Here is a 21,095-nt window from a genome sequence, read left to right as displayed (position 1 = left end):
CTGACTTTGTGCCGCTCCTAAACAAAACCGCCGCCCGACCAACTCCGCGAACCCACCCGGTCGACGCAACCAGCGCCTGGAGCGCCGCCCGGATCGCCCTGACCGCCTTCTTCGCCATCGACGGCTTCCTCTTCGCCGCCTGGGTGGTGCGCATCCCCGACATTCGCGCCCAGGTGCACGCCTCGCACTCGGCACTCGGCCTGGCGCTGCTCTGCGTCTCCGCCGGCGCGGTCGCCACCATGCCGCTGATCGGCCGGCTCTGCGTGCGCTTCGGCAGCCGCCCGGTCACCGTGGCCGCGCTCGCCCTGCTCAGCCTCGCGGTGGTGCTGCCGCCGCACACCCACTCGGTGCCCGTGCTCGGCGCGGTGCTGCTGCTCTTCGGCGCCGGCTACGGCTCGGCCAACGTGGCGATGAACAGCGCGGCCGTCGAGCTGGTCGCCGAACTCCGACGGCCCGTCATGCCCAGCTTCCACGCGGGCTACAGCCTCGGCGGCCTGCTCGGCGCGGCCGTCGGCGGCCTGCTGGCCGGCTCCCTGACGGCCGGTTGGGCGCTGGCCCTGAGCGGCCTGCTCGGGCTGCTGGTCACCGCCGGCGCCGGCGCGGTCCTGCTGCGCTCGCCGGCCGGCGCTCCCCGACCCGCCGCCACCACCGCCGCCCCGTCCCGCACCGCCGAGCGGCCCGCTGCGCTCCCCGGCGTCCGCCTGCTGGTGGCACTGCTCGGCCTGACCGCGCTCTTCAGTTCCTACGGCGAGGGCTCGCTCGCCGACTGGGCCACCCTGCACCTGACCGACGACGTGCACGCGAGCCGCGCGGTGGCCGCCTTCGGCTACGCCGCCTACGCCTTCGCCATGACGGCGGGTCGACTGGCCGGCACCTGGCTCTCCATCAGGTTCGGGCCGTCCCGGCTGATGGCGGCGGGCGGCCTGCTGGCCGGCGCCGGGATGCTGGTGGCCGCGCTCAGCCCCTCGGTCGCGCTGGTGCTGCTCGGCTTCGTGCTGGTCGGCCTGGGCCTGGCCAACCTCTTCCCGCTGGCCATCGCCCGGGCCGGCGAGCTCGGCGGCCCGAACGGCGTGGCCACCGCCTCCACCCTCGGCTACGGGGGCATGCTGATCGGCCCGCCGGTGATCGGCTTCCTGGCCGACGCGGCGAGCCTGCCGCTGGCCCTCACCACCGTGGCCGTGGCGGGCGCCTGCGCGGCGGGCCTGTCCCAGCTGGCCCACCGGCCCGTAAGGTCTCGCGCATGAGCATCGATCAGCTGCCTTCCGCCGACCGGCGTCCCGTGCCCTGGCTCAACGGCGGCGGCATCACCCGGGAAGTCGTCAGCACCGACTCCTCGCGCGTGAGCCTCGCCGAGATCGCCGCCGACGGCCCGTTCTCGGCCTTCCCCGGCCGGCACCGGATCCTCACCGTGCTGTCCGGCGAGGGCATCGAACTCACCGTGGGCGCCTCGGAGCCCGCCCCGGTCCGCCCGCTGCGCCCGGTCGCCTTCCCGGGCGGCGAGCCCGCCGCCGCCCGCCTGCTCGGCGGCCCGGTCACCGCGCTCAACCTGATCACCCGTCACCCGGGAGGCGGCGCCGTCACCCTGACTCCCGGTCCGGAGCTCAGGCCCGCGCCCGGCCACCCCCTGCTCGCCGTCGACCTGGACACCCTGGACGCCGTCCTGGTCAGCCACCCCGACGCCGTCCCGACCCCGCCCGGCCGCCAGGCGGTGCTGACCCTCTAGGGCGTGTCTTTCGGATCACGTCGGATAGCGGGCGTCGTTGGGGTGCGTGCATCGGCGGCGCCGAGGAAGGAGTCCATGCGGAGCATCGGCGACTGACGAGAAGCCGTCGAGGTGCGTGCCCCGGCGGCGACCGCCCGGCGTGATCCGAAAGACACGCCCTAGGCCTCGGCACCACCCGGCGGCCGCAGGTCCCAGCCCACCAGGGCCCGCAGCTGCTCGGCGGTCACGCCGTCCGGCAGCGGCGTCGGCGCGGGATTGCGAAACGGCGGCTGCCAGCCCTCCTCCTCGGTGAACCGGCGCACCACCTTGGCCGGCGCCCCGGCCACCACGCTGAAGTCCGGCACCTCGCCGCGCACCACCGAGCCGGCCGCGACCACCACGTTGCGGCCCAGCCGGGCCCCGGGCAGGATCACCGCGCCGGTGCCGATCCAGCTGCCCGCGCCGATCTCCACCGGCTCGTTGCGCGGCCACTGCTTGCCGATCGGCAGCGTGGTGTCCCGGTACTCGTGCGCCTGGTCGCTGACGTACACGTTGGGCCCGAACCACACGTCGTCGCCCAGCACGATCGACTGGTGCCCCACCAGGTGGCTGCCCCGCCCGATCACGCAGCCGCCGCCTATCGTGATCACCGGGTCCGGCCCGAGGTCGAGCCCGGGCAGGAACCCGGCGGAGAGCGTCACCTGCTCGGCGATGATGCAGAACGGGCCGATCCGGATCGAGCCCTCGTTGAAGATCGTCCCGGTCGGGAACGCCAGCGTGCTGCCCGCCCCCAGCTCACCGAACCGGTACGGCCCGGGGCTCTCGCAGGTCACCGCGCCGCGCTCGCGCACCCAGCGCCAGCCGCGGTGCACCGCCCGCCCGGTGACACGGCGGGTCCGGGCACGGACGGCGGCGAGCAGACCGGCAGCAAGAGGCATGCGCACACGGTAGCCGTCGGCGCCGTCCACCCGGCCCGCCAGGGGACGAACATCACACCAGGTCAGGCCGGTCAGGCCTGCTGCACCGCCCACGGCGCGGGCCGCCGCTCCAGGAACGCCCGCATCCCCTCCTGCGCCTCGGGCGAACCGAACAGCCGGGCCGACTGCTCGACCCGGGCCTCGGTGTCCGCCTCGAAGGAGGCCAGCACCGCCGCGTTGACCAGCTTCTTCGACTCGGCCAGCCCCTGCGGCGAGGCCAGCCGCAGCGCGTCCAGCAGCTCGGCCAGCGCCTTCTCGGGCTGCTCGGCGGCGGTGGTCACCAGGCCGATCCGGGCCGCCTCGGCGGCGTCGAAGGTCTCGCCGGTCAGGTAGTAGCGGGCGGCGGCCCGCGGCTCCAGCTTCGGGCGCAGCGGCAGCGAGATCACCGCCGGCGCCAGCCCGAGCCGCACCTCGGTGAAGGCGAAGGTGCTGGCCGGCCCGGCCACCGCCAGGTCGCAGGAGCCGACCAGGCCCAGGCCGCCGGCCCGGACGTGCCCGTTGACCAGGGCGACCACCGGCTTGGGGCACTCGACGATCGCGCGCTGCAGGTCCACCAGGCCGCGCGGTCCGACCGTCGGGTCGTCACCGGTCGCCTCGGAGAGGTCGGCGCCCGCGCAGAACACCTTGCCGGTGTGCCCGAGCACCACGGCCCGCACCTGCGGGTCCTCGCCCGCCCGGGCCAGCCCGTCGGTCAGCTCGGCCATCAGCCGGGTCGACAGGGCGTTGCGGTTGTGCGGGGAGTCGAGCTCCAGGGTGGTCACGGCGCCGGCGGTGCTGACGCGGACGAACGGGCCTGCTGCTGCGCTGGTCATCGGGGTGGGGCCTGCCTTCCAGTACCTGAGGGTGGGTCGGACGGAACTGGAACGACTCTGGCATGCGCAGGCCCGGAACACCACGGGCTCTTGGGTCACACTCCCTCAGAAGACGCTCGCCTTCAGCAGCCGCCGCCCCGCCCGCACCACCGGCTGCGGCAGCGTCGGCCCGGTGTTGGCCAGGACCATCGCACCGGCCCCGGCGTCCGGGCTGAAGCCCAGGTGGGCGGTGAACCCCCGGGTGCCGCCGGTGTGCCAGAGCAGCGAGCGCCCCTCCACCTCGCGCTGGTTCCACACCAGGGCGACCCGGTTGGTCCCGGGCCCGCCGCTGGTCCGGGGCAGCTGACCGGCCGTCAGGGCGGCGGTGAGCGCCGGGAAGCGCTCCGGGTGCAGCTGGGCGGTCAGGAAGCGCATCAGGTCGGGTCCGCTGGTGTAGAGCCCGCCGGCGCCGGCCAGCGCGTCGAAGGTCCAGTGCTCGACGGCCCGTCCGTGGTGGAAGCCGGTGGCCGCGCCGGGCAGCAGCTCGTGCGGCCCGGCCACCGCGCTGTCCCGCATGCCCAGCGGGCGCAGCACCCGCTCGGTGAGCAGGGTCGGGTAGTCGGTGCGGGCGGCGTTGGCGAGCAGCTGGCCGAGCAGGCCGACCCCGAAGGTGGAGTACCTGACCTGGCCGCGCCGCACCGGGTGCAGCCGGGCGGTGGCCGCGTAGAGGTCCTGCGGGCGGTAGCGGCGGTAGGGGTTGCTGATCCAGTGCCGGGCGCCGCGCCGGTAGAGGTTGGGCGGCAGCTTGGGCAGGCCCCCGGTGTGGGTGGCCAGTTCCAGCAGGGTCACCTCGCTGCGCGGGGCGGCGCCCGGCGGCAGGTGGCGGTCGATCGGGTCCTGGTAGCCGACCTCGCCGCGCTCGGCCATCTCGGCCAGCAGCAGCGCGGTGAAGGTCTTGGTGAGCGAGCCGAGCGCGAACCGGGTGCGCGGGCCGACCAGCCGGCCGGCCGCCGCCCACCCGGCGGTCAGCAGCTCCTCCCCCGTCCCCCGCACCACGCCCATGGCCAGCCCGGGCACCTGGCGCTCCGCCAGCAGCGGCGCGGCGGCGGCCGCGAGCAGCCCGGTCAGGTCGGTTCCGGTCACGGCGGTCATGCGCGCACCCCGCTTCTGCGAGTGGTCGTCACGAGGCCACCGCCAGCGCCCGGGAGACGGTCAGGGTGCCGGCCACGGCGGCCACGATGGTCGGGTGGTGGTGGTTGCGGAAGGCCTGCGCGGGATCGGCGGGCGGCTGGGTGAAGCCGTTCGGCAGCATCCCGTCCTGCTGCTGGGCGGCGGCCAGTTCGGCCCAGGCGTGCGGGTACCAGTCCGGCTCGGTCAGGCAGACGTCGGTGATCAGCAGCTCGCCGAGCAGGTCCCAGCTGCGAGTCTCGGTGAACACGTCGACCCAGACCGGCAGCCACCGGTGCAGGTACTCCTGAAGGTGCGGCGGCAGGCCCTCGGGGTTCGCGGCCCAGTCGGTGAGGTGGAAGACGGTGTGGGTGACGCCGTAGGCGTTGTAGGTGTCCAGCATCCACGGCTCGGGCGTGCCGCCGAGCCAGGTCAGCGCGATCTGCTCGGCCAGGTCGTCGGGGTCGGGCAGCCCGATCCGCCGGCGGGCCGCCAGCACCGCGAGCCGGCGGTTCGGCACGTGCTCCGGCACCTCGGCGGCCCGCAACCGGCCCAGGTGGGCGGCCAGTTCCTCCAGCCGCGGGTGGCGCAGGCCGGCGATGGTGAAGTGCGAGTAGATCTCGGTCGGGTGGGTGGCCGGCGGGGTGTGCCGCTGCAGCTGGTAGAGCAGTTCGCCGGAGTCGAACTCGCGCCAGGCGAAGTCCAGCAGTTCGTCGGCGGCCTGCGCGGTGCGCGGTCCGGCGACCGCCTCCCGCCGGGTGATCGCGGCGCTCAGCGCCAGCTCGGCCAGCGCCTTGAGCTCGTCGCCGCCGATCTCCCAGTGCGGCACGTCGCGCGGCAGCGCGAAGCTGGTCCGCATCGCGGCGAGCCAGCCGAGCGCCTGGTCGGCGACCTGCTGGGCCCGGCGCACGGTGGTGGTGTCCATTCAGCGCTCCCCTCGGGCGAGCCGGCGGGCCAGCGCGGCCTCCAGCATGGCGCGCGGCTGGTCGCCGGCCAGGTGGTCGAGGTGGTCGAGGGCGGGGGCGAGCAGCGGTTCGGGTTGCCGCTCGTGGTCGAGCGCGAGCCAGCGGGCCAGCCGGGCGGCGCTCAGGTAGTCGCGGCGCAGCAGCGAGCGGGTCAGTCCGCGGGTCAGGTCGAGCCGGCGGCGGCGGGCCTGTTCGCGCGGCGGGCTGTCCAGCGGCGGCAGCGCGAGCGAGGAGCAGCGGACCAACTCGACGGACCAGGCGGCCCAGTGCTCGGGTTCGGCGGCCGGTTCGACCGCGGCGCCGGCGCGCACCGCCAGGCCGGGCCAGTCGTGGGCGGCGACGCCGAGTTCGGCGAGCGTCGCGGTGAGCGCCCCGTCGCGCAGGGCCCACAGGGCGCTGTCGGGGTCGGCGGCGGGCGGGGCCGGGAAGGCGCCGACGGCGGCGTGCACCAGTTCGGCGTCGGCGGCGGGCAGTTCGTGCCCGGCGAGCAGGTGGGCGCTGAGCACGTCGGCACCGAGCACCCGGATCGCGGCCAGGGCCGGTACGGGCTCGGTGCGGGCGGCGACCCCGCGGTGCAGGCTGAACGGATCGGCCGTGCCGCGGATCGCCAGGACCAGTTCGGCGGCCAGTGCCTGGGCGGCCGATTCGACCGCACCAGGCACCGTCTCATGGTTGGAGATCACGGAAACCGTGGTCCTCTAGAACACCTGGGCGCAGGCGAGGTTCTGCACCGCGCCCTGGTAGGCGTCCTCGACCGGGGCTTCCTTCCGCCGCGGGTCCGTGGACAGCAGCGCCGCCGCGGCCAGGATCAGCAGGGCCAGGCCCTGCGCGGAGCCCGGGCCGTAGGACTCGGACGCCTCGCCGGTGGCGATCAGCGCGCGGACGGAGTCGTCGTCACCCACCGTGGGCACCACGAACTCGAAGGTACTCATTTCCTGAACAGACATACCGTTTACCTCCTTGGGTAAAGTCGGGTCCGGTAGTTCCACGCTGCGCCGGTCGGCGGCGGCCCCGAAGCCGCTGCTAGGCCATTCGGGTGAACGACGGCGGACTGCCTCCCCTCGGAAGTCGGCCAGCGGGCCGGATCGTTCGCATGCGACTGACCCTCCGTCAACTCGCTTCCCGGGGTGGACTACACCCACAGGATGACGCGGCGGCGCGAGGCCGGTACCGCAGACGGATGCCCAGGTCAGGCGACGGCCCGTAACGTCCCGGCCATGATCAGCGACACCCCTGCCGCGACGACCCCGCCGGGGGCTGCCTCCGCTCCCCCGCTGCCCGGCCAGCGCAGCCGCCCGGCGGCTCCGGCCGGCCCGGAGCGGCGCCCGCTGCTGCCGGTCTGGACGGGTGCCGGGGTGGCGCTGCTGGTCGGCCTGGTCTGGGCCTGCTTCCTGGCGGGGCCGGTCGGCGACCTGGCCGCGCAGTCGGCCTGGGCGGACTTCGCGGCCCGGCACCCGGGCGCGTCCTACGACTTCGGCTGGTACGGCGGGATGCACCCCGCCTCCTACGACCTGCTGACGCCCTATCTGATGGCCGCCTTCGGGGTGCTGCCGGTGGCGGTCGCGGCCGTCACCGCCTCCGGCGGGCTGCTCGGGCTGCTGCTGCGCCGGGCGCCGGTGCGGCGCCCGGCCCTGGTGGCGGCCTGGGGCGGGCTGGCGATGGCGGCCGACGTGGTCGCGGGGCGGGTGACCTTCGCGATGGGGCTGGCCTTCGCCCTGGCGGCGGCGGTCGTCGCGCTGCCCGGCCCGGAGCGGGCGGCGCGCTGGCCCCGGCTGCTCGCGGCCGCGGCGCTGGCGGCCCTGGCCACCCTGGGCAGCCCGGTCGCCGGGCTCTTCGTCGAGGTGCTGGCCGCCGCCCTGCTCTTCACCCGCCGCCGGCGCCTCGGCCTGGCGCTGGCCGTGCCGCCGCCGGTCCTGGTGATCGGCACCAGCCTGGTCTTCCCGTTCGACGGCGTGTACCCGATCCCGGTCTCCACCACGATCATCACCACGCTCTGCGCGGTGGCGATCGCCCTGCTGGCGCCGGCCGACTGGCGCGCGCTGCGGATCGGCAGCTGGCTGTACGGGGCCGGCACGCTGGCCACCGCCGCGGTCTCCAGTCCGATCGGCGGCAACGTGCAGCGGCTCGGGCTGCTCTTCGGCGGCGTGGTGATGCTGGCGGTGGTCTGCTCGGGCGCCTGGGGCGCGGCGGGCCGGTGGAAACGCGTGGCGCTGGCCGTGACCTGCGTGCTCACCATGGCCTGGACGGTCAACGCGAACCTGCGCGGCAACCCCAGCCCGCCGGCCGCCGGTCAGGCCGACGCCCTGGTGGCCGAGCTCGACGCCCTGCACGCCGACCGGGCGCGGGTCGAGTCGGTCCCCCGGGACGACCACTGGGACAGCTGGCGGCTGCTGCCCACCGTCGAACTCGCCCGGGGCTGGAACCGGCAGGCCGACGTGGCGCTCAACCCGTTCTTCTACGACCACACGCTGACCGCCGCCGAGTACCACGACTGGCTGCAGAAGTGGTCGGTGCGCTACGTCGTGCTGCCCGACGCGAAGCTCGACGTGGCGGGCAAGGACGAGGGCCGGGTGGTCGCCGGCCGCCCGAGCTGGCTCAAGGAGGTCTGGCACGACCAGCACTGGACGCTCTTCGAGTTCACCGACGCCCGGCCGCTGGTCGACGCGCCCGCCTCGGTCGACGGGGCCGACGACGGCGCCGTCCGGCTGACCGTCCCGACCGCCGGCACGGTGACCGTGCGGGTGCCCTGGTCGCCCTGGCTCACCGTGCACGGCGCCGGCGGAGCCTGCCTGGCCCAGGACGGCCAGTGGACCAGACTGACCGTCAGCACCCCCGGGCAGTACCGGATCGACGGGCGCTACAGCTGGCCGCGCGGCTCGGCCTGCCACCGCTGACGGCCGTCCGGCCACCGGCGCCCGGACGCACGTCGGCGCCCCGCCAACAGGGGGAGGCGGGGCGCCGACGGGGCGTCAGATCGGCGGCCGCAACCACTGGCCCCAGTGCTGCGGCACCTGTTCGGCGGCCTGGCAGCACGGGCGGGTGCACTCCACCACTTCGTCCTCGGGGTCGATCACGTACGTGTCGGTGGCCTCGACGACTCTGGGTACCTTCTTCCGCTCCATCTCGTCCCTTTCGTTGGTGGGCGGAGCTCTCCTGGGCGCTGCCGAGACTACCTTCCGTCGTCGGCCATGTACATGGCGTGCCTGTTCGAAGGGCGGTTTCCGGCCGGAACGGCGCGAATCAGCCCAGCCAGCCCGGCCGGACCAACCCGGACTCGTAGGCCAGCACCACCAGTTGCGCCCGGTCCCGGGCGGCGAGCTTGACCATGGTGCGGCTCACGTGGGTCTTCGCGGTGAGCGGGCTGACCACCAGGCGCCGGGCGATCTCGTCGTTGGACAGGCCCATGCCGACCAGCGTCAGCACCTCCCGCTCACGGCCCGTCAGCACCTCCAGCGAGGGCCCCGCGTGCTCGTCCGGCGCCTTGGAGCGGGCCGCGAACTCGCCGATCAGCCGCCGGGTCACCCCCGGCGAGAGCAGCGCGTCCCCCGCCGCCACCACCCGCACCGCGCGCAGCAGGTCGGCCGGCTCGGTGTCCTTCACCAGGAAGCCGGCCGCGCCCGCGCGCAGCGCCTCGAAGACGTACTCGTCCAGCTCGAAGGTGGTCAGCACCACCACCCGCACCCCGGCCAGCTCCGGGCGGGCACCGATCCGCCGGGTCGCCTCCAGCCCGTCCGTGCCGGGCATCCGGATGTCCATCAGCACCACGTCGGGCCGCAGTTCGCCGGCCAGGCGCACCGCCGCCGCACCGTCCTCGGCCTCGCCCACCACCGTCACGTCCGGCTGGGCGTCCAGCAGCGCGCGGAAGCCCGCCCGCACCAGCGCCTGGTCGTCCGCCAGCAACACCTTGATCATCCGTCGGCCTCCCGCGTCGCCGCCCCGCGCTCCGGGAGCCGGGCGGTCACCCGGAACCCGCCCTGCCACGGCCCGGCGGTCAGCTCGCCGCCCAGCGCCGCGCACCGCTCCCGCATCCCCGGCAGCCCGTTGCCGCCGCCCGCCGGTTCGGCGGGCTCGGGCTGGGCGGCCGGGCCGGGGTCGGTCACCCGCACCGTCAGCGCGTCCGGCGCGCTCCAGTCGAGCAGCACCTCGGCGCTGCGGGCCGCCGAGTGCCGGATCACGTTGGTCAGCGCCTCCTGGACGATCCGGAACGCCGCCAACCCGACCCCCGCCGGCAGTTCGCGGGCGTCGCCGGCGGTCCGCAGCTCCACCGCCAGGCCCGCCTCCGCCGCCTGCTCGGCCAGCTCCGGCAGCCGGTCCAGGCCGGGCGCCGGGCGGCGCGGCGCCGCCGCCCCGGGCCCGCGCAGCGTGCCCAGCACCTGCCGCACCTCGCCCAGCGCCTCCTTGCTGGCCGCCTTGATGGTGACCAGCGCGGCCCGGGCCTGCTCGGGCTGATCGTCGATCAGCTCCAGCGCCACCCCCGCCTGGAGGTGGATCAGCGAGATGCTGTGCGCCAGGATGTCGTGCAGCTCGCGGGCCATCCGCAGCCGCTCCTCGTCCGCCCGGCGCCGCGCGGCCTCCTGCGCGGCGGCCCGGTGCGCGGCCACCCGCTCGTGCCGGAACCGGAACAGCTCGGCCACCGCGGCGAGCAGCAGCGCCAGCGCGCTGACGCCCAGCTCCTGCCACCAGCCGTCGTGCCCGGCCCCGCGCAGCGCACTGGTCGGCACCACGAAGGCGAGCAGCAGGTGCCCCAGCCAGACCCCGCCCAGGCTCAGCCAGGCCGCCCGCCGCCGTCCGGAGCGCACCGCCACGCAGTAGGCGACCGCGAAGCTCAGGAAGACCGGGCCGTACGGGTAGCCGCCGCCCAGGTAGAGCAGCAGCACCGCGGCCGTCCCGGCCACCACCGCCGCCGGCCGGCGCCGGCGCAGCACCAGCAGGGCCGGCCCGGCGAGCAGCAGCGCCACGGCGAAGCCGTCCAGCGCGTGCCGGGGCGGCACCTGGTGGCGGACCGTGGCGAAGCTGCCGGCGAGTTGCACCGCCGCGATCGCCAACGAGGAGGCCACCGGCCACCCGGCCCGCCGGCCACCCGCCCACGGCGGGCGCCCGGGCCGGTACTCCTCCGGGGTGCCGGTCATCCCCGGCGGCTCTCTGCGCTCATGCCCGTAGGCTAGGCGCGCCCCACCCTGCGGCGCGTCCGTCCCACGGCGGGAGCGCCCGTACTCCGGCGGGAGTACGCCGTTCGGCTCCCGCCGCCGGCCGCGGGCCGATCAGCGCGAGGCCATCGCCGCCAGCCGCCGGGCCGCCCGGTACTGGCGCAGGATCTGCGCGAAGGTGGTGTGCCCCTGGGTGGTCTGGGCGAACGCCCGCCAGGCCGGCCCGATCGCGCAGACCGCCAGGTGGAACAGGTGCGGCCGGCGCTCGAAGGCGGCCAGCATCACCTTGCCGGCCCGCATCTCCACGCCCAGCCCGGCCTTCACCGCGAACGCGTAGTTGAGCGCCTGCCGGCGCACGTCCTGCGGCGCGCCGGCCTCGGCGACCTGCACCGCCCACTCGCCGGCCAGCCGGCCGGAGCGCAGCGCGTAGGAGATGCCCTCGCGGGTCCACGGCTCCAGCAGCCCGGCCGCGTCCCCGGCCACCAGCACCCGCCCGCGCGAGAGCGGCGAGTCCTCGGCCCGGCACCGCGTCAGGTGGCCGGACTCGATGGCCGGGGTGAAGCCGGACAGGCCGAGCCGGCGGATGTAGTCGGCCAGGTAACGCTTGGTCAGCTCGCCGTCGCCGCGCGCCGAGATCACCCCGACGGTCAGCGTGCCGGAGTCGGTCTTCGGGAAGACCCAGCCGTAGGAGCCGGGCAGCGGCCCCCAGTCCAGGTGGATCCGCCCCGCCCAGGAGCGGGCCACCTGCTCGGGCACCGGGATCTCGGCCTCCAGGCCCAGGTCGATCTGGTCGAAGGTGACGCCCACGTGCCGGCCGATCCGGCTGGCGCTGCCGTCCGCCCCGACCACGGCCCGGGCCCGCACCGAGCGGCCGTCGGCCAGCGTCACCGCGACGGTGCGCCGGTCCGGCCCGCCCTGCTCGACGCCGGTCACGGTCACCCCGCTGACCAGCACCGCGCCGGCCTGCTCGGCCGCCTCGGCCAGCCGCTGGTCGAACTCGGTGCGGTTGACCAGGCCGAACAGCATCCGGGAGGAGCGGCGGGTGAAGGTGTAACGGCCGTTCAGCGCGAAGGTGACGGCGTTCACCCGGTCCTGGAACGGGATCTTGAAGTCGGCCGGCAGGCTGTCCCGGGAGGGGCCGATGATGCCGCCGCCGCAGGTCTTGTAGCGCGGGTGCTCGGCCTTGTCGAGGAGCAGCACCCGGCGGCCCTGCACGGCGGCGGCGTGCGCCGCGGAACTGCCGGCCGGCCCGGCGCCGACCACCACGACGTCCCAGACTCCGTCGAGCGGGTCCGGACCTGACGCCCCGTCGGCAACCGCCTCGTCGGCGACCGCGACGGCCACCGGATCCGCGTCGGATCCGGTGCTCGGGTCGGCCACGGCGTCGCCGAGCGGCTCGGCCTGGTCGGCGGGCAGGCTGGGTTCAGGCGTGTTCCCGGAATCTCTCACGACGGATCATCCTATGCGCCGTGACCCGAACAGCCGCCCCTCCGGCACAACACGCCCCGGCCGGTGCCGCCTATGCTCAACGGTCAGCTGTCCGTCCCAGTCGTTCGTCCACGCCCGCGGAGACCCTCATGACCGAAACCGACCTCGCCGCCGCCGTCCGCGCCCTGATGCCCAGGGCCCGGCGCGAACTCGCCGAACTGGTGGCCTTCCCCTCGATCGCCGACCCGCAGCTCGGGCTGGAGCAGGAGTGCCGGGCCGCGGCCGAGTGGGTCGCCGAGGCGCTGCGCGCGGAGGGTCTGACGGACGTTCGGCTGCTGGACACGCCCGACGGCACCGCCTCGGTCTACGGCGAGCTGCTCGGCGTCCCGGGCGCTCCCACCGTGCTGCTCTACTCGCACTACGACGTGCAGCCGCCGCTGGACGAGGCCGCCTGGGACAGCCCGCCGTTCGAGCTGACCGAGCGCGACGGCCGCTGGTACGCGCGCGGCGCCGCCGACTGCAAGGGCAACATCCTGATGCACCTGACGGCCCTGCGGGCGCTACGGGAGACCGGCGGGTCGCTGCCGGTCAACCTCAAGGTGATCGTCGAGGGTTCGGAGGAGCAGGGCACCGGCGGCATGGAGCAGTACGCCCGGGCCAACCCGGAGCTGCTCGCCGCCGACGCGATCGTGATCGGCGACGTCGGCAACTTCGCGGCCGGCCTGCCCACCGCCGTCGCCTCGCTGCGCGGCGTCTGCGACGTCTACGTCGAGGTCCGCACCCTGGAGGGCAACCTGCACTCCGGCCAGTTCGGCGGCGCCGCGCCGGACGCGCTGGCCGCCCTGATCCGGATCCTCGACTCGCTGTACGACGAGCACGGCGCCACCACGGTCAAGGGCCTGCCCGCCGACCAGACCTGGTCCGGCGTCAGCTACCCGGAGGACCGTTTCCGGGCCGACGCCAAGGTGCTGGACGGCGTGCGGCTGATCGGCACCGGCGAGGTGGCCGACCGGCTCTGGGCCCGCCCGGCCGTCACCGTGCTCGGCATCGACGTGCCGGCCGTGCTCGGCTCCACCGGCTCGGTGCAGGCCGGCGCCCGCGCCAAGCTGAGCCTGCGGGTGCCGCCGGGCATGGACGTGCTCCAGGCCCAGGCCACCCTGATCGCCCACCTGGAGTCGGTCGCGCCCTGGGGCGTCCAGCTCACCGCCACCGCCGGCGCCTCCGGCTCGGCGTTCAGCGCCGAGACCTCCGGCCCCGTCTACGAGGCCCTCAAGGGCGCGATGCGGCAGGCCTTCGGCACCGACCTCGCCGTCGCCGGCATGGGCGGCTCCATCCCGCTCTGCAGCGCGCTGCGCTCGCTCTACCCCGACACCGAGATCGTCCTGTTCGGCGTCGAGGAGCCGGCCACCCAGATCCACGCGGTGAACGAGAGCGTCGACCCCGAGGAGCTGGAGCGGATGACCCTCGGCGAGGCCCTGTTCCTGCGCGACTACGCGGCGGCCTGGGGCAAGTAGCCCGCCCTCTGACGGGCCGTCGGCGGGACGGAAACCCACTGGCCCGACCCCCTGACGGCCCGTCAGACTCACCCGGGTGACCAGCCGCACCCGGTTCCCGCTCCTCGGCGCTGACGGCCCGGTCGAGGCGTGGCCCGCTCGGGCGGGCGATCAGCCGAAGGCCTCGGGGCGGTAGCGGGCGCGGGCCGTGAGGCGGTCGGCGAGGGTGAGGGCGGCCGCACCGGCGGTCAGGCCGGCGCCTGCGCCGAAGCAGGCGTCGGCGATCCGGTGGTCGAGGCCGGTGCGGGGACTGCGGTACAGGTGCCGGGCGGAGCCGAGCACGGCGGCCGCGGCGAGCGCGGCGCGGCGCGGCCGGGAGGCGGCCGGCACGGGCAGCCGGTCCTCGGGCGGGATCCGGCCGAGTTCGCCGCGGAGGTGGCGCCCGAGGCCGACCAGGGCGAGCGCGGACCCGCCGTACTGCAGCACGGTGCACAGCGGCACGCCCGCGACCGGGCGGGCCAGCGCCGGGACCAGGCGGACGCCCGGCCCGCCGCGATGGGTGAAGGCGTCCAGGCCCACGTGCGTGGCGGCGCCGATCGCGGCCGAGAGCACGAACGCCGCGGGGTGCGGGCGCTCCCCCCGGGCCGCCGTCGCGGTCGCGGCGGGGCCGGCCAGTTGCGGCGGGAGCAGCCCGAGCAGCGGCTCGCGCAGGGCCGCCCGCCAGCCGAGCAGCAGCGCGCCGGCCAGCGCCACGTCCACCGTCGGGACCGCCCACCAGCGGTGCGCCAGGTGGCCGCGGTGCAGCGCGCGGTAGCCGGCGCCGGCGAAGAACGGCAGGTCGGGCGCCATCGACCCGGCCACCAGCGCGGAGGCGACCAGCGGCCCGCGCCCGCGCAGCCCGCGCACCAGGGGCAGGACGGCGACCGGATGACTGAACGTGAACGGCACGTCCTCATCCTCCCCCGCGCGTCACCCCGTCGGCAGCCCGAGCGCGGCGGGGGTGCCGGCCTCCAGGTAGCGCGGGGCGTGGCCGGTGCGGGCGGCCAGCGCGGCGGTCAGGCGGCGGTGGCGGTTCGGCGGCAGCAGGTCGGCGGCCTCGGCGGGGGTGACGGCGCGCCAGGCGCGCAGCTCGTCCGGCGGGAGCCGCAGGGCGGCGCGCTGGCCGGGGGTGACCCGGCCGCCGTCGTAGACCAGGCGCAGGCCGCCGCGCCGGCCGTCGACGGCGGGTTCCCAGTCGACGGCGAGCAGCCGCAGCGCGGCCGGTTCCAGGTTCAGGCCGAGTTCCTCGGCGACCTCGCGGACGGCGGCGTCGGTGGGCGCCTCGCCGGCCTCCACCACGCCGCCGGGGAACTCCCAGGAGGGCTTGTAGACCGGGTCGACCAGCAGCACCCGGTCCTGCTCGTCGAAGAGCAGCACGGCGGCGGCCACGGTGTCCCCGCCGCCGGGGGCGCTGCGCACGATCGGGCAGCGGGCGGCGCCGTCCTTGACCAGTTGGGCGAGGGTCTGGGCGACCTGACGCGGGGTCAGCCCGGCGGTGTCGAGCACGTGCGCGTCGCGGTGCAGCCAGGGCTGGGCGTCCCGGTAGGCGGGCAGCTGGTCCAGCCGCCGGCGCCGGGCCGCGGGGCCCTGGCGGTCGGCGGTGATCCGTTCGCGGAGAATCGTTTCCTCAGCGTGCAGCACGAAGTGATGCACCGTCAGCCCGCGGGCGGCCAGGGCGCCGAAGATCTCGTCCCGGTACTCCTCGCGGAGCAGCGTCATCGGCACCACCAGGGTGCCCGGCACCTCGCTGAGCAGGGCCGCCGCCGTCTCGGGCACCAGCCGGCGCCAGGACGGCAGGTCCTGGAAGTCGGTCACCTCGGCGAGTCTGCGCTCCGGCAGCAACTGCCGCAGGGCCGCCCCGACCTCCGCCGGGTCGAACAGGCTGCTGCCGGGCAACAGCTCCACCAGCTCCCGGCAGGCGCTCGTCTTGCCCGCACCGAATGTCCCGTTGACCCAGACGATCACGACTTCCCCTGACGTCGGCCTACCCCAAGTACCCGCGTCCGCGCTGCCGGGCAGCCCGGTGTCCGTTCGGGTGGTACCCGCACCCGCCGACTCCTCATGCCTGCGGCTGCGGCGCGCCGTCGGTTCGCGGTCGTCCGCCCGCGCCCGGGCGCCCACCCGTACGCCGGGCGCGCGCTCCCGCGCGCGCCCCTGCGCGGAGCGGCCCTACCCCTCCAGCAGCCGCTTCTTCAGCACCTTCCCCATGGCGTTGCGGGGCAGTTCGTCCACCAGCACCACCCGGCGCGGGCGCTTGTGCACGGAGAGCCGCTCGGCCACGAAGGCCGTCAGCTGATCCCCCGTCACCGGGCCGTCCGGGATCACGAAGGCGACCACCGCCTGGCCGAGGTCCGGGTCCGGCGCACCGACCACCGCCGCGTCCGCGACCGCCGGGTGGTCGCGCAGCGCCGCCTCCACCTCGCCCGCGCCGATCTTGAAGCCGCCGCTCTTGATCAGGTCCACCGAGGCGCGCCCGACGATCCGATGGAAGCCGTCCGGGCCGAGCGTGGCCACGTCGCCGGTGCGGAACCAGCCGTCCGCGGTGCGCACCTCGGCGTCGGCATCCGGCCGGTTGAGGTAGCCGTCGAACAGCGTCGGGCCGCTCACCTGGAGCTCGCCCACGCTCTCGCCGTCGGCCGGCACCGGCTCGCCGTCCTCGCCGACCAGCCGGGTGGCCACCCCCGCGACCGGCAGGCCGACGCTGCCGGGCCGGCGCTCGCCGTCCCACCGGGTGGAGACGGTGATCAGGGTCTCGGTCATGCCGTACCGCTCGATCGGCGCCCGTCCGGTCAGCGCGGCCAGCCGCTCGAACACCGGCACCGGCAGCGGCGCGCTGCCCGAGACCAGCAGCCGGGAGCCCGCCAGCGCGCGGGCGGCCGACTCCTCGGCCACCACCCGCGACCAGACCGTCGGCACCCCGAAGTAGAGGCTGCCGGCCGCCTCGGCGTAGGCGGCCGGGGTCGGGCGGCCGGTGTGCACCAGCCGGCTGCCGTGCCGCAGCGCGCCCAGCACGCCGAGCACCAGGCCGTGCACGTGGAACAGCGGCAGGCCGTGCACCAGGGTGTCCTCGGACGTCCAGCCCCAGGCCTCGGCCAGCGCGTCCAGGTCGGCCGCCACCGCCGCCCGGGAGAGCAGCGCGCCCTTCGGCGGCCCGGTGGTCCCGGAGGTGTAGAGCACGAAGGCGGGCCGCTCGGGCGCGGGCTCCGGGCCGGCGAAGTCGTGCCGCTCGGCCAGGTCCACCGGCACCTCGGCCGGCCCCGACTCCCCGTCACCACCGGCCAGCAGCTCGGCGCCCGAGTCGCGCAGGATGTGCGCCCGCTCCACCGGGCCGGCGTCCGGCGGCACCGGCACCACCGGCACCCCGGCCAGCAGCCCGCCGACCACCGCGGCCACCGTCCGCGCGTCGGGCCGGGCCACCACCGCGAACGCCTTCGCCCCCGCGACCCGGGCCGCGACCGCGCCAGCCGCGCCGAGCAGCTGCTCCCGACTGAGCGCGGTGCCGTCGATCCGCAGCGCGTCGTGGCTGTCGTGCCGACCGTCCTGAAGTGCCGTCAAGAGGTTCACGTCGGCACTCTAACGGCCCGGGAACGGCCCGAGGGCGCGCCCCCCGCAGTGGGGAGCGCGCCCTCGGGCGACGGGTCGGCGCGGGCTCAGCCCTTGCGCGCCTTGACCTCGCCGGTCAGCTGCGGCAGCACGTCGAACAGGTCGCCGACGACGCCGAAGTCCACCAGCTCGAAGATCGGCGCCTCCTCGTCCTTGTTGACGGCGACGATGGTCTTCGAGGTCTGCATGCCGGCCCGGTGCTGGATCGCACCGGAGATGCCCGCGGCGATGTACAGCTGCGGGGAGACCTGCTTGCCGGTCTGGCCGACCTGGTTGCTGTGCGGGTACCAGCCGGCGTCCACCGCGGCGCGCGAGGCACCGACGGCCGCGCCGAGCGCGTCGGCCAGCTCCTCGACCACGCCGAAGCCCTCGGCGGCACCGACGCCGCGGCCGCCGGAGACCACGATCGCGGCCTCGGTCAGCTCCGGGCGGCCGGTGGAGACCCGCGGGGTGCGCGAGGTGACCTTGGCGGCGTTGCCGGTGAACTCGACGGTGACGGCCTCGACCGCGCCGGCGGCCGGGGCGGCCTCGGGGGCGGCGGAGTTCGGCTTGACGGTGATCACCGGCGCGCCCTTGGTGATCTTGGACTTCACCTGGAACGAGGCGGCGAAGACCGACTGGGTGGCCAGCGGGGTGCCGTCGGCACCGGCCTCCAGGTCGACCGCGTCGGTGATGATGCCCGAGCCCAGGCGCAGCGCGACGCGGGCCGCGATCTCCTTGCCCTCGCCGGAGGAGGTGACCAGGACGGCCGCGGCCGAGGAGGCCTTGGCGATCTGGGTCAGCGCGTCGACCTTGGGGACGACCAGGAAGTCGGCGAACTCGTCGGCGTCAACCGTGTAGACCTTGGCGGCACCGAACTCGGCGGCCTTGGCGGCGATGTCGGCGGCGGCCGCACCGGCGCCGAGCACGACGGCGGAGGGCTCGCCGATCCGGCGGGCGATGGTGAGCAGCTCCAGGGCGGGCTTGCGGACGGCGCCGTCGGCGTGGTCCACGAGGACCAGGATCTCAGCCATGATGTGTTGTCTCCTGAGGAACGTGGTGGGCCTGACGGCGGGTCAGATGAACTTCTGCTCGGCGAGGAACGCGGCGAGCTGCTTGCCGCCCTCGCCCTCGTTCTTGACGATCGTTCCCTTGGTCCGGGCCGGACGCTCGGTGACGGTCTCCACCGCGGTCCAGGCGCCGGCCAGGCCGACCTCGTCGGCCTCGATGTCCAGGTCGTCCAGGTCCAGGGTCTGAACCGGCTTCTTCTTGGCGGCCATGATGCCCTTGAAGGACGGGTAGCGGGCCTCGCCGGACTGGTCGGTCACCGAGACGACGGCCGGCAGCGCGGCCTCGACCTGCTCGGTGGCGGCGTCGCCGTCACGACGGCCCTTGACGGTGCCGGCCTCGACCGAGACCTCGGAGAGCAGGGTGACCTGCGGCAGGCCCAGGCGCTCGGCCAGCAGGGCCGGCAGCACGCCCATGGTGCCGTCGGTGGAGGCCATGCCGCAGACGACCAGGTCGAAGCCGGTCTTCTCCAGGGCCTTGGCGAGGATCGCGGAGGTGGCGATCACGTCCGAGCCGTGGATGTCGTCGTCGTTGACGTGGACGGCCTTGTCGGCACCCATCGAGAGGGCCTTGCGCAGGGCGTCCTTGGCGTCGTCGCCGCCGACGGTGAGCACGGTCACCTCGGCGCCCTCGTTCGCCTCGGCGATCCGAAGCGCCTGCTCGACGCCGTACTCGTCGAGCTCCGACAGGAGGCCGTCCACGGCGTCCCGGTCGGTGGTGGTGTCGTCCGCGAAGCGACGGTCACCGGTCGCGTCGGGCACGTACTTCACACAGACAACGATCCTCAAGCTCACGGCCTGTCTCCTGTACTGGTCTCGTCCGGCGGCTGCCGCGGTGCAACGGTCGGGCGCGCACTCGGCGGCACCCGCTTCGGACAGCGCATTTCCTGCTGTCCCGACCGGCACTCCCGGCAGCATACTCGGCAGCATCCCGCTCTTGTTACTCGTCAGTATGTAAATACCGGTCGCCCACATCTTGCCGCAATATCGGGGCGGCTCACCGCCTGATCATTGTGACGAAGCTCTCGGCTTTCCCCGAGGTCAACCCACCGGTGAACCGGCGGCGCGATCGGGCCCGCCGATCACGTCCCGGGCGGCGCCACGGCGACGGCCAGCGCGGCCAGCACCTCGGCCCTGCGGGGCTGCCCCGCGGCGCGTTTCACCACGGACCCAGCCGCGTCCAGCACCAGCGTGGTGGGCGTACTGGCAACCTCCAGGCGGCGGACCAGCTCCAGCCGCTGCTCGGCGTCGACCTCGACGTGCACCACCCCCGGCACCAGAGCCGCCGCCCCGGCGAGCACCCGCCGGGTGGCCCGGCAGGGCTGGCAGAAGGCGGTGGAGAACTGCACCAGGGTGGCCCGCTCCCCGAGCACCACACCCGGGCCCAACTCGGCGGCCGACACCCGCACGGCAGTCCCCCTCTCACCGCGCGCCGCCCTGGCGCGCACCCGCGCGCACTACCGTACGCGGACGGCCCACGGGGCGTTCGGCCGACCGGTGTGACGACTATCTCGCGGCACACGGGCACCCCTGGGTGACAGCAGAGCGTTGGAGGAGGGACCATTCTCGACAGAAACACCCGTGTCAGCCGCGGCGTGCCGTGGCCACCAACCGCGGCGGACCGTCCCGCCGAACGGGGAGCCGTCACACCGGGCCGGGACCCGGCCGAAGAAGTAGGGCTGACCGTGGCAGAGTTCGTGTACCCGCCGGTGATCCGCGCGGCGCTGGGCGTCTTCAAGGCGCTGGACGTGCGACTGGACATCCGGGGAGCCGAGCACGTGCCCGCCACCGGCGGCGCCGTGCTGGTCAGCAATCACATCAGCTACCTGGACTTCATCTTCGCCGGCATGGGCGCCTACAAGGTCGCCAAGCGCAAGACCCGGTTCATGGCCAAGGACGACGTCTTCAAGCACCGGATCTCCGGACCGCTGATGCGCGGCATGAAGCACATCCCGGTGGACCGCACCGACGGTCAGCCCGCCTACGACGAGGCGGTGCGGGCGCTGAAGGCCGGCGAGGTCGTCGGCGTCTTCCCCGAGGCCACCATCAGCCGCTCCTTCATGCTGAAGAAGTTCAAGACCGGCGCGGCCCGGATGGCTGCCGACGCCGGCGCCCCGCTGCTGCCGGTGGTGCTCTGGGGCACCCAGCAGCTGTGGACCAAGGGGCACCCGAAGACCCTGACCAAGCGGCACGTGCCGGTCACCATCATGGTCGGCGAGCCGATCCACCTGACCCCGCAGGACAAGCCGGTGATGGTCACCCGGCGGCTGCGGGCCGCGATGACCGAGATGCTGGAGCGCGCCCAGCGCGAGTACTCCGGCCGCCCGAAGGGCCCCGAGGACACCTGGTGGCAGCCCGCCCACCTCGGCGGCACCGCACCCACGCCGGCCGACGCGGAGGCGCTGGACGAGGCGGAGGCCGCCGCCAAGGCCGCCCGCCGGGCCGCCACCCCGGAGAGCTGAAACCTTTCGCCTCACCACTGATGGCGCGTCACCCTGGCCGGTGACGCGCCATCAGTCGTTATCGCCCCGGTCAGCCACCACGATTTCCCGGAAACGCGAAGAAGCCCCCACCGATTACTCGGTGGGGGCTTCTTCTGAAAGATTGTTCGGCAGCGTCCTACTCTCCCACAGGGTCCCCCCTGCAGTACCATCGGCGCTGTAAGGCTTAGCTTCCGGGTTCGGAATGTAACCGGGCGTTTCCCTCACGCTATGACCACCGAAACACTATGAAACTG

Annotated in this window: 21 protein-coding genes and 1 rRNA gene; 5 read left to right on the top strand and 17 right to left on the bottom strand. The window is 75.2% G+C overall.

Features of this window, described 5'->3' with window-relative positions:
- Positions 1-8: 8 nt before the first annotated feature.
- Together FHX73_RS24760 and FHX73_RS24755 are read left to right on the top strand one after the other, a co-directional pair.
- The gene (locus FHX73_RS24760; RefSeq protein WP_145907106.1) at positions 9-1,244 is read left to right on the top strand and encodes an MFS transporter; all 1,236 of its coding nucleotides are present in this window, start codon (positions 9-11) and stop codon (positions 1,242-1,244) included.
- Positions 1,241-1,723 (top strand): HutD/Ves family protein, encoded by a 483-nt coding sequence (locus tag FHX73_RS24755; protein WP_145907105.1) that lies wholly within the window; start codon positions 1,241-1,243, stop codon positions 1,721-1,723. The genes FHX73_RS24760 and FHX73_RS24755 overlap by 4 nt, the downstream gene beginning before the upstream one ends.
- Before the next feature lie 158 nt (positions 1,724-1,881).
- On the opposite strand, the gene FHX73_RS24750 is transcribed toward FHX73_RS24755, so the two are convergent.
- The 6 genes from FHX73_RS24750 to FHX73_RS24725 all read right to left on the bottom strand — a co-directional run bounded on the left by FHX73_RS24750 (position 1,882) and on the right by FHX73_RS24725 (position 6,549).
- Positions 1,882-2,640 carry an acyltransferase gene (locus FHX73_RS24750; RefSeq protein ID WP_145907104.1) on the bottom strand — a complete coding sequence of 253 codons (759 nt, stop codon included), beginning with the start codon at positions 2,638-2,640 and terminating at the stop codon, positions 1,882-1,884.
- A 71-nt stretch (positions 2,641-2,711) separates the two neighbouring features.
- Positions 2,712-3,491: an enoyl-CoA hydratase family protein gene (locus FHX73_RS24745; protein ID WP_145907103.1), complete on the bottom strand. Its 780-nt coding sequence runs from the start codon at positions 3,489-3,491 to the stop codon at positions 2,712-2,714.
- A 105-nt stretch (positions 3,492-3,596) separates the two neighbouring features.
- Entirely contained in the window at positions 3,597-4,622 is a 1,026-nt protein-coding gene (locus FHX73_RS24740; RefSeq protein WP_145907102.1) for a serine hydrolase domain-containing protein, read from the bottom strand.
- Between the two features lie 28 nt (positions 4,623-4,650).
- A complete protein-coding gene (locus FHX73_RS24735) occupies positions 4,651-5,562 on the bottom strand; it encodes a DUF6895 family protein (protein WP_145907101.1) in 912 nt (303 codons plus the stop codon).
- Positions 5,563-6,285 carry a hypothetical protein gene (locus FHX73_RS24730; RefSeq protein WP_145907100.1) on the bottom strand — a complete coding sequence of 241 codons (723 nt, stop codon included), beginning with the start codon at positions 6,283-6,285 and terminating at the stop codon, positions 5,563-5,565.
- Positions 6,286-6,300: 15 nt separating this feature from the next.
- Complete coding sequence (locus FHX73_RS24725; RefSeq protein WP_246213699.1) at positions 6,301-6,549, bottom strand: hypothetical protein; 249 nt, start codon at positions 6,547-6,549, stop codon at positions 6,301-6,303.
- Between the two features lie 270 nt (positions 6,550-6,819).
- Between FHX73_RS24725 and FHX73_RS24720 the strand changes: the two genes are divergently transcribed.
- Positions 6,820-8,496: an MFS transporter gene (locus tag FHX73_RS24720; RefSeq protein WP_145907099.1), complete on the top strand. Its 1,677-nt coding sequence runs from the start codon at positions 6,820-6,822 to the stop codon at positions 8,494-8,496.
- 75 nt (positions 8,497-8,571) lie between these two features.
- Here the strand turns inward: FHX73_RS24720 and FHX73_RS44895 are convergent, their stop codons facing one another.
- The 4 genes from FHX73_RS44895 to FHX73_RS24705 all read right to left on the bottom strand — a co-directional run bounded on the left by FHX73_RS44895 (position 8,572) and on the right by FHX73_RS24705 (position 12,093).
- Positions 8,572-8,724 (bottom strand): hypothetical protein, encoded by a 153-nt coding sequence (locus FHX73_RS44895; protein WP_170305018.1) that lies wholly within the window; start codon positions 8,722-8,724, stop codon positions 8,572-8,574.
- Positions 8,725-8,842: 118 nt separating this feature from the next.
- Complete coding sequence (locus FHX73_RS24715) at positions 8,843-9,514, bottom strand: response regulator (RefSeq protein WP_145907098.1); 672 nt, start codon at positions 9,512-9,514, stop codon at positions 8,843-8,845.
- A complete protein-coding gene (locus FHX73_RS24710) occupies positions 9,511-10,731 on the bottom strand; it encodes a sensor histidine kinase (RefSeq protein ID WP_145907097.1) in 1,221 nt (406 codons plus the stop codon). The genes FHX73_RS24715 and FHX73_RS24710 overlap by 4 nt, the downstream gene beginning before the upstream one ends.
- Before the next feature lie 132 nt (positions 10,732-10,863).
- Positions 10,864-12,093, bottom strand: a complete 1,230-nt coding sequence (locus tag FHX73_RS24705) for a geranylgeranyl reductase family protein (RefSeq protein ID WP_145908502.1) — start codon at positions 12,091-12,093, stop codon at positions 10,864-10,866.
- A gap of 233 nt (positions 12,094-12,326) precedes the next feature.
- Here FHX73_RS24705 and FHX73_RS24700 point away from each other — a divergent pair, with 233 nt between their 5' ends.
- On the top strand, positions 12,327-13,691 hold the full coding sequence (locus FHX73_RS24700) for a dipeptidase (RefSeq protein ID WP_145907096.1): 1,365 nt from the start codon (positions 12,327-12,329) through the stop codon (positions 13,689-13,691).
- 150 nt (positions 13,692-13,841) lie between these two features.
- Here FHX73_RS24700 and FHX73_RS24695 read toward each other — a convergent pair whose 3' ends face one another.
- The 6 genes from FHX73_RS24695 to FHX73_RS24670 form a co-directional block, all read right to left on the bottom strand.
- Positions 13,842-14,618, bottom strand: coding sequence for a DUF4184 family protein (locus tag FHX73_RS24695; RefSeq protein WP_145907095.1), 777 nt, complete (start codon positions 14,616-14,618; stop codon positions 13,842-13,844).
- 21 nt (positions 14,619-14,639) lie between these two features.
- A complete protein-coding gene (locus tag FHX73_RS24690) occupies positions 14,640-15,674 on the bottom strand; it encodes an NUDIX hydrolase (protein WP_145907094.1) in 1,035 nt (344 codons plus the stop codon).
- Between the two features lie 204 nt (positions 15,675-15,878).
- Positions 15,879-17,273, bottom strand: a complete 1,395-nt coding sequence (locus tag FHX73_RS24685) for an AMP-binding protein (protein ID WP_145907093.1) — start codon at positions 17,271-17,273, stop codon at positions 15,879-15,881.
- Positions 17,274-17,359: 86 nt separating this feature from the next.
- Positions 17,360-18,325 carry an electron transfer flavoprotein subunit alpha/FixB family protein gene (locus FHX73_RS24680; RefSeq protein WP_145907092.1) on the bottom strand — a complete coding sequence of 322 codons (966 nt, stop codon included), beginning with the start codon at positions 18,323-18,325 and terminating at the stop codon, positions 17,360-17,362.
- Positions 18,326-18,367: 42 nt separating this feature from the next.
- Positions 18,368-19,153 carry an electron transfer flavoprotein subunit beta/FixA family protein gene (locus FHX73_RS24675; RefSeq protein ID WP_145907091.1) on the bottom strand — a complete coding sequence of 262 codons (786 nt, stop codon included), beginning with the start codon at positions 19,151-19,153 and terminating at the stop codon, positions 18,368-18,370.
- Between the two features lie 287 nt (positions 19,154-19,440).
- A complete protein-coding gene (locus FHX73_RS24670; protein WP_246213698.1) occupies positions 19,441-19,767 on the bottom strand; it encodes a thioredoxin family protein in 327 nt (108 codons plus the stop codon).
- Positions 19,768-20,043: 276 nt separating this feature from the next.
- On the opposite strand from FHX73_RS24670, the gene FHX73_RS24665 reads away from it, so the two are divergent.
- The gene (locus tag FHX73_RS24665; protein WP_145907089.1) at positions 20,044-20,820 is read left to right on the top strand and encodes a lysophospholipid acyltransferase family protein; all 777 of its coding nucleotides are present in this window, start codon (positions 20,044-20,046) and stop codon (positions 20,818-20,820) included.
- Positions 20,821-20,964: 144 nt separating this feature from the next.
- Here FHX73_RS24665 and rrf read toward each other — a convergent pair.
- Positions 20,965-21,081: ribosomal RNA gene (rrf, locus tag FHX73_RS24660) — 5S ribosomal RNA — on the bottom strand.
- Positions 21,082-21,095 lie beyond the last annotated feature (14 nt).

It is taken from the genome of Kitasatospora viridis (assembly GCF_007829815.1).
Classification (GTDB): domain Bacteria; phylum Actinomycetota; class Actinomycetes; order Streptomycetales; family Streptomycetaceae; genus Kitasatospora; species Kitasatospora viridis.
This window is presented reverse-complemented; position numbering and strand designations above follow the sequence as displayed.

What these genes read in the sequence shown, in the direction of transcription:
- FHX73_RS24755 (WP_145907105.1), top strand. Translation starts at nt 1,241, where the DNA reads ATGAGCATCGATCAGCTGCCTTCCGCCGACCGGCGTCCCGTGCCCTGG.
- FHX73_RS24750 (WP_145907104.1), bottom strand. Translation starts at nt 2,640, where the DNA reads ATGCCTCTTGCTGCCGGTCTGCTCGCCGCCGTCCGTGCCCGGACCCGC.
- FHX73_RS24745 (WP_145907103.1), bottom strand. Translation starts at nt 3,491, where the DNA reads ATGACCAGCGCAGCAGCAGGCCCGTTCGTCCGCGTCAGCACCGCCGGC.
- FHX73_RS24740 (WP_145907102.1), bottom strand. Translation starts at nt 4,622, where the DNA reads ATGACCGCCGTGACCGGAACCGACCTGACCGGGCTGCTCGCGGCCGCC.
- FHX73_RS24735 (WP_145907101.1), bottom strand. Translation starts at nt 5,562, where the DNA reads ATGGACACCACCACCGTGCGCCGGGCCCAGCAGGTCGCCGACCAGGCG.
- FHX73_RS24725 (WP_246213699.1), bottom strand. Translation starts at nt 6,549, where the DNA reads ATGTCTGTTCAGGAAATGAGTACCTTCGAGTTCGTGGTGCCCACGGTG.
- FHX73_RS24720 (WP_145907099.1), top strand. Translation starts at nt 6,820, where the DNA reads ATGATCAGCGACACCCCTGCCGCGACGACCCCGCCGGGGGCTGCCTCC.
- FHX73_RS44895 (WP_170305018.1), bottom strand. Translation starts at nt 8,724, where the DNA reads ATGGAGCGGAAGAAGGTACCCAGAGTCGTCGAGGCCACCGACACGTAC.
- FHX73_RS24715 (WP_145907098.1), bottom strand. Translation starts at nt 9,514, where the DNA reads ATGATCAAGGTGTTGCTGGCGGACGACCAGGCGCTGGTGCGGGCGGGC.
- FHX73_RS24710 (WP_145907097.1), bottom strand. Translation starts at nt 10,731, where the DNA reads ATGACCGGCACCCCGGAGGAGTACCGGCCCGGGCGCCCGCCGTGGGCG.
- FHX73_RS24700 (WP_145907096.1), top strand. Translation starts at nt 12,327, where the DNA reads ATGACCGAAACCGACCTCGCCGCCGCCGTCCGCGCCCTGATGCCCAGG.
- FHX73_RS24680 (WP_145907092.1), bottom strand. Translation starts at nt 18,325, where the DNA reads ATGGCTGAGATCCTGGTCCTCGTGGACCACGCCGACGGCGCCGTCCGC.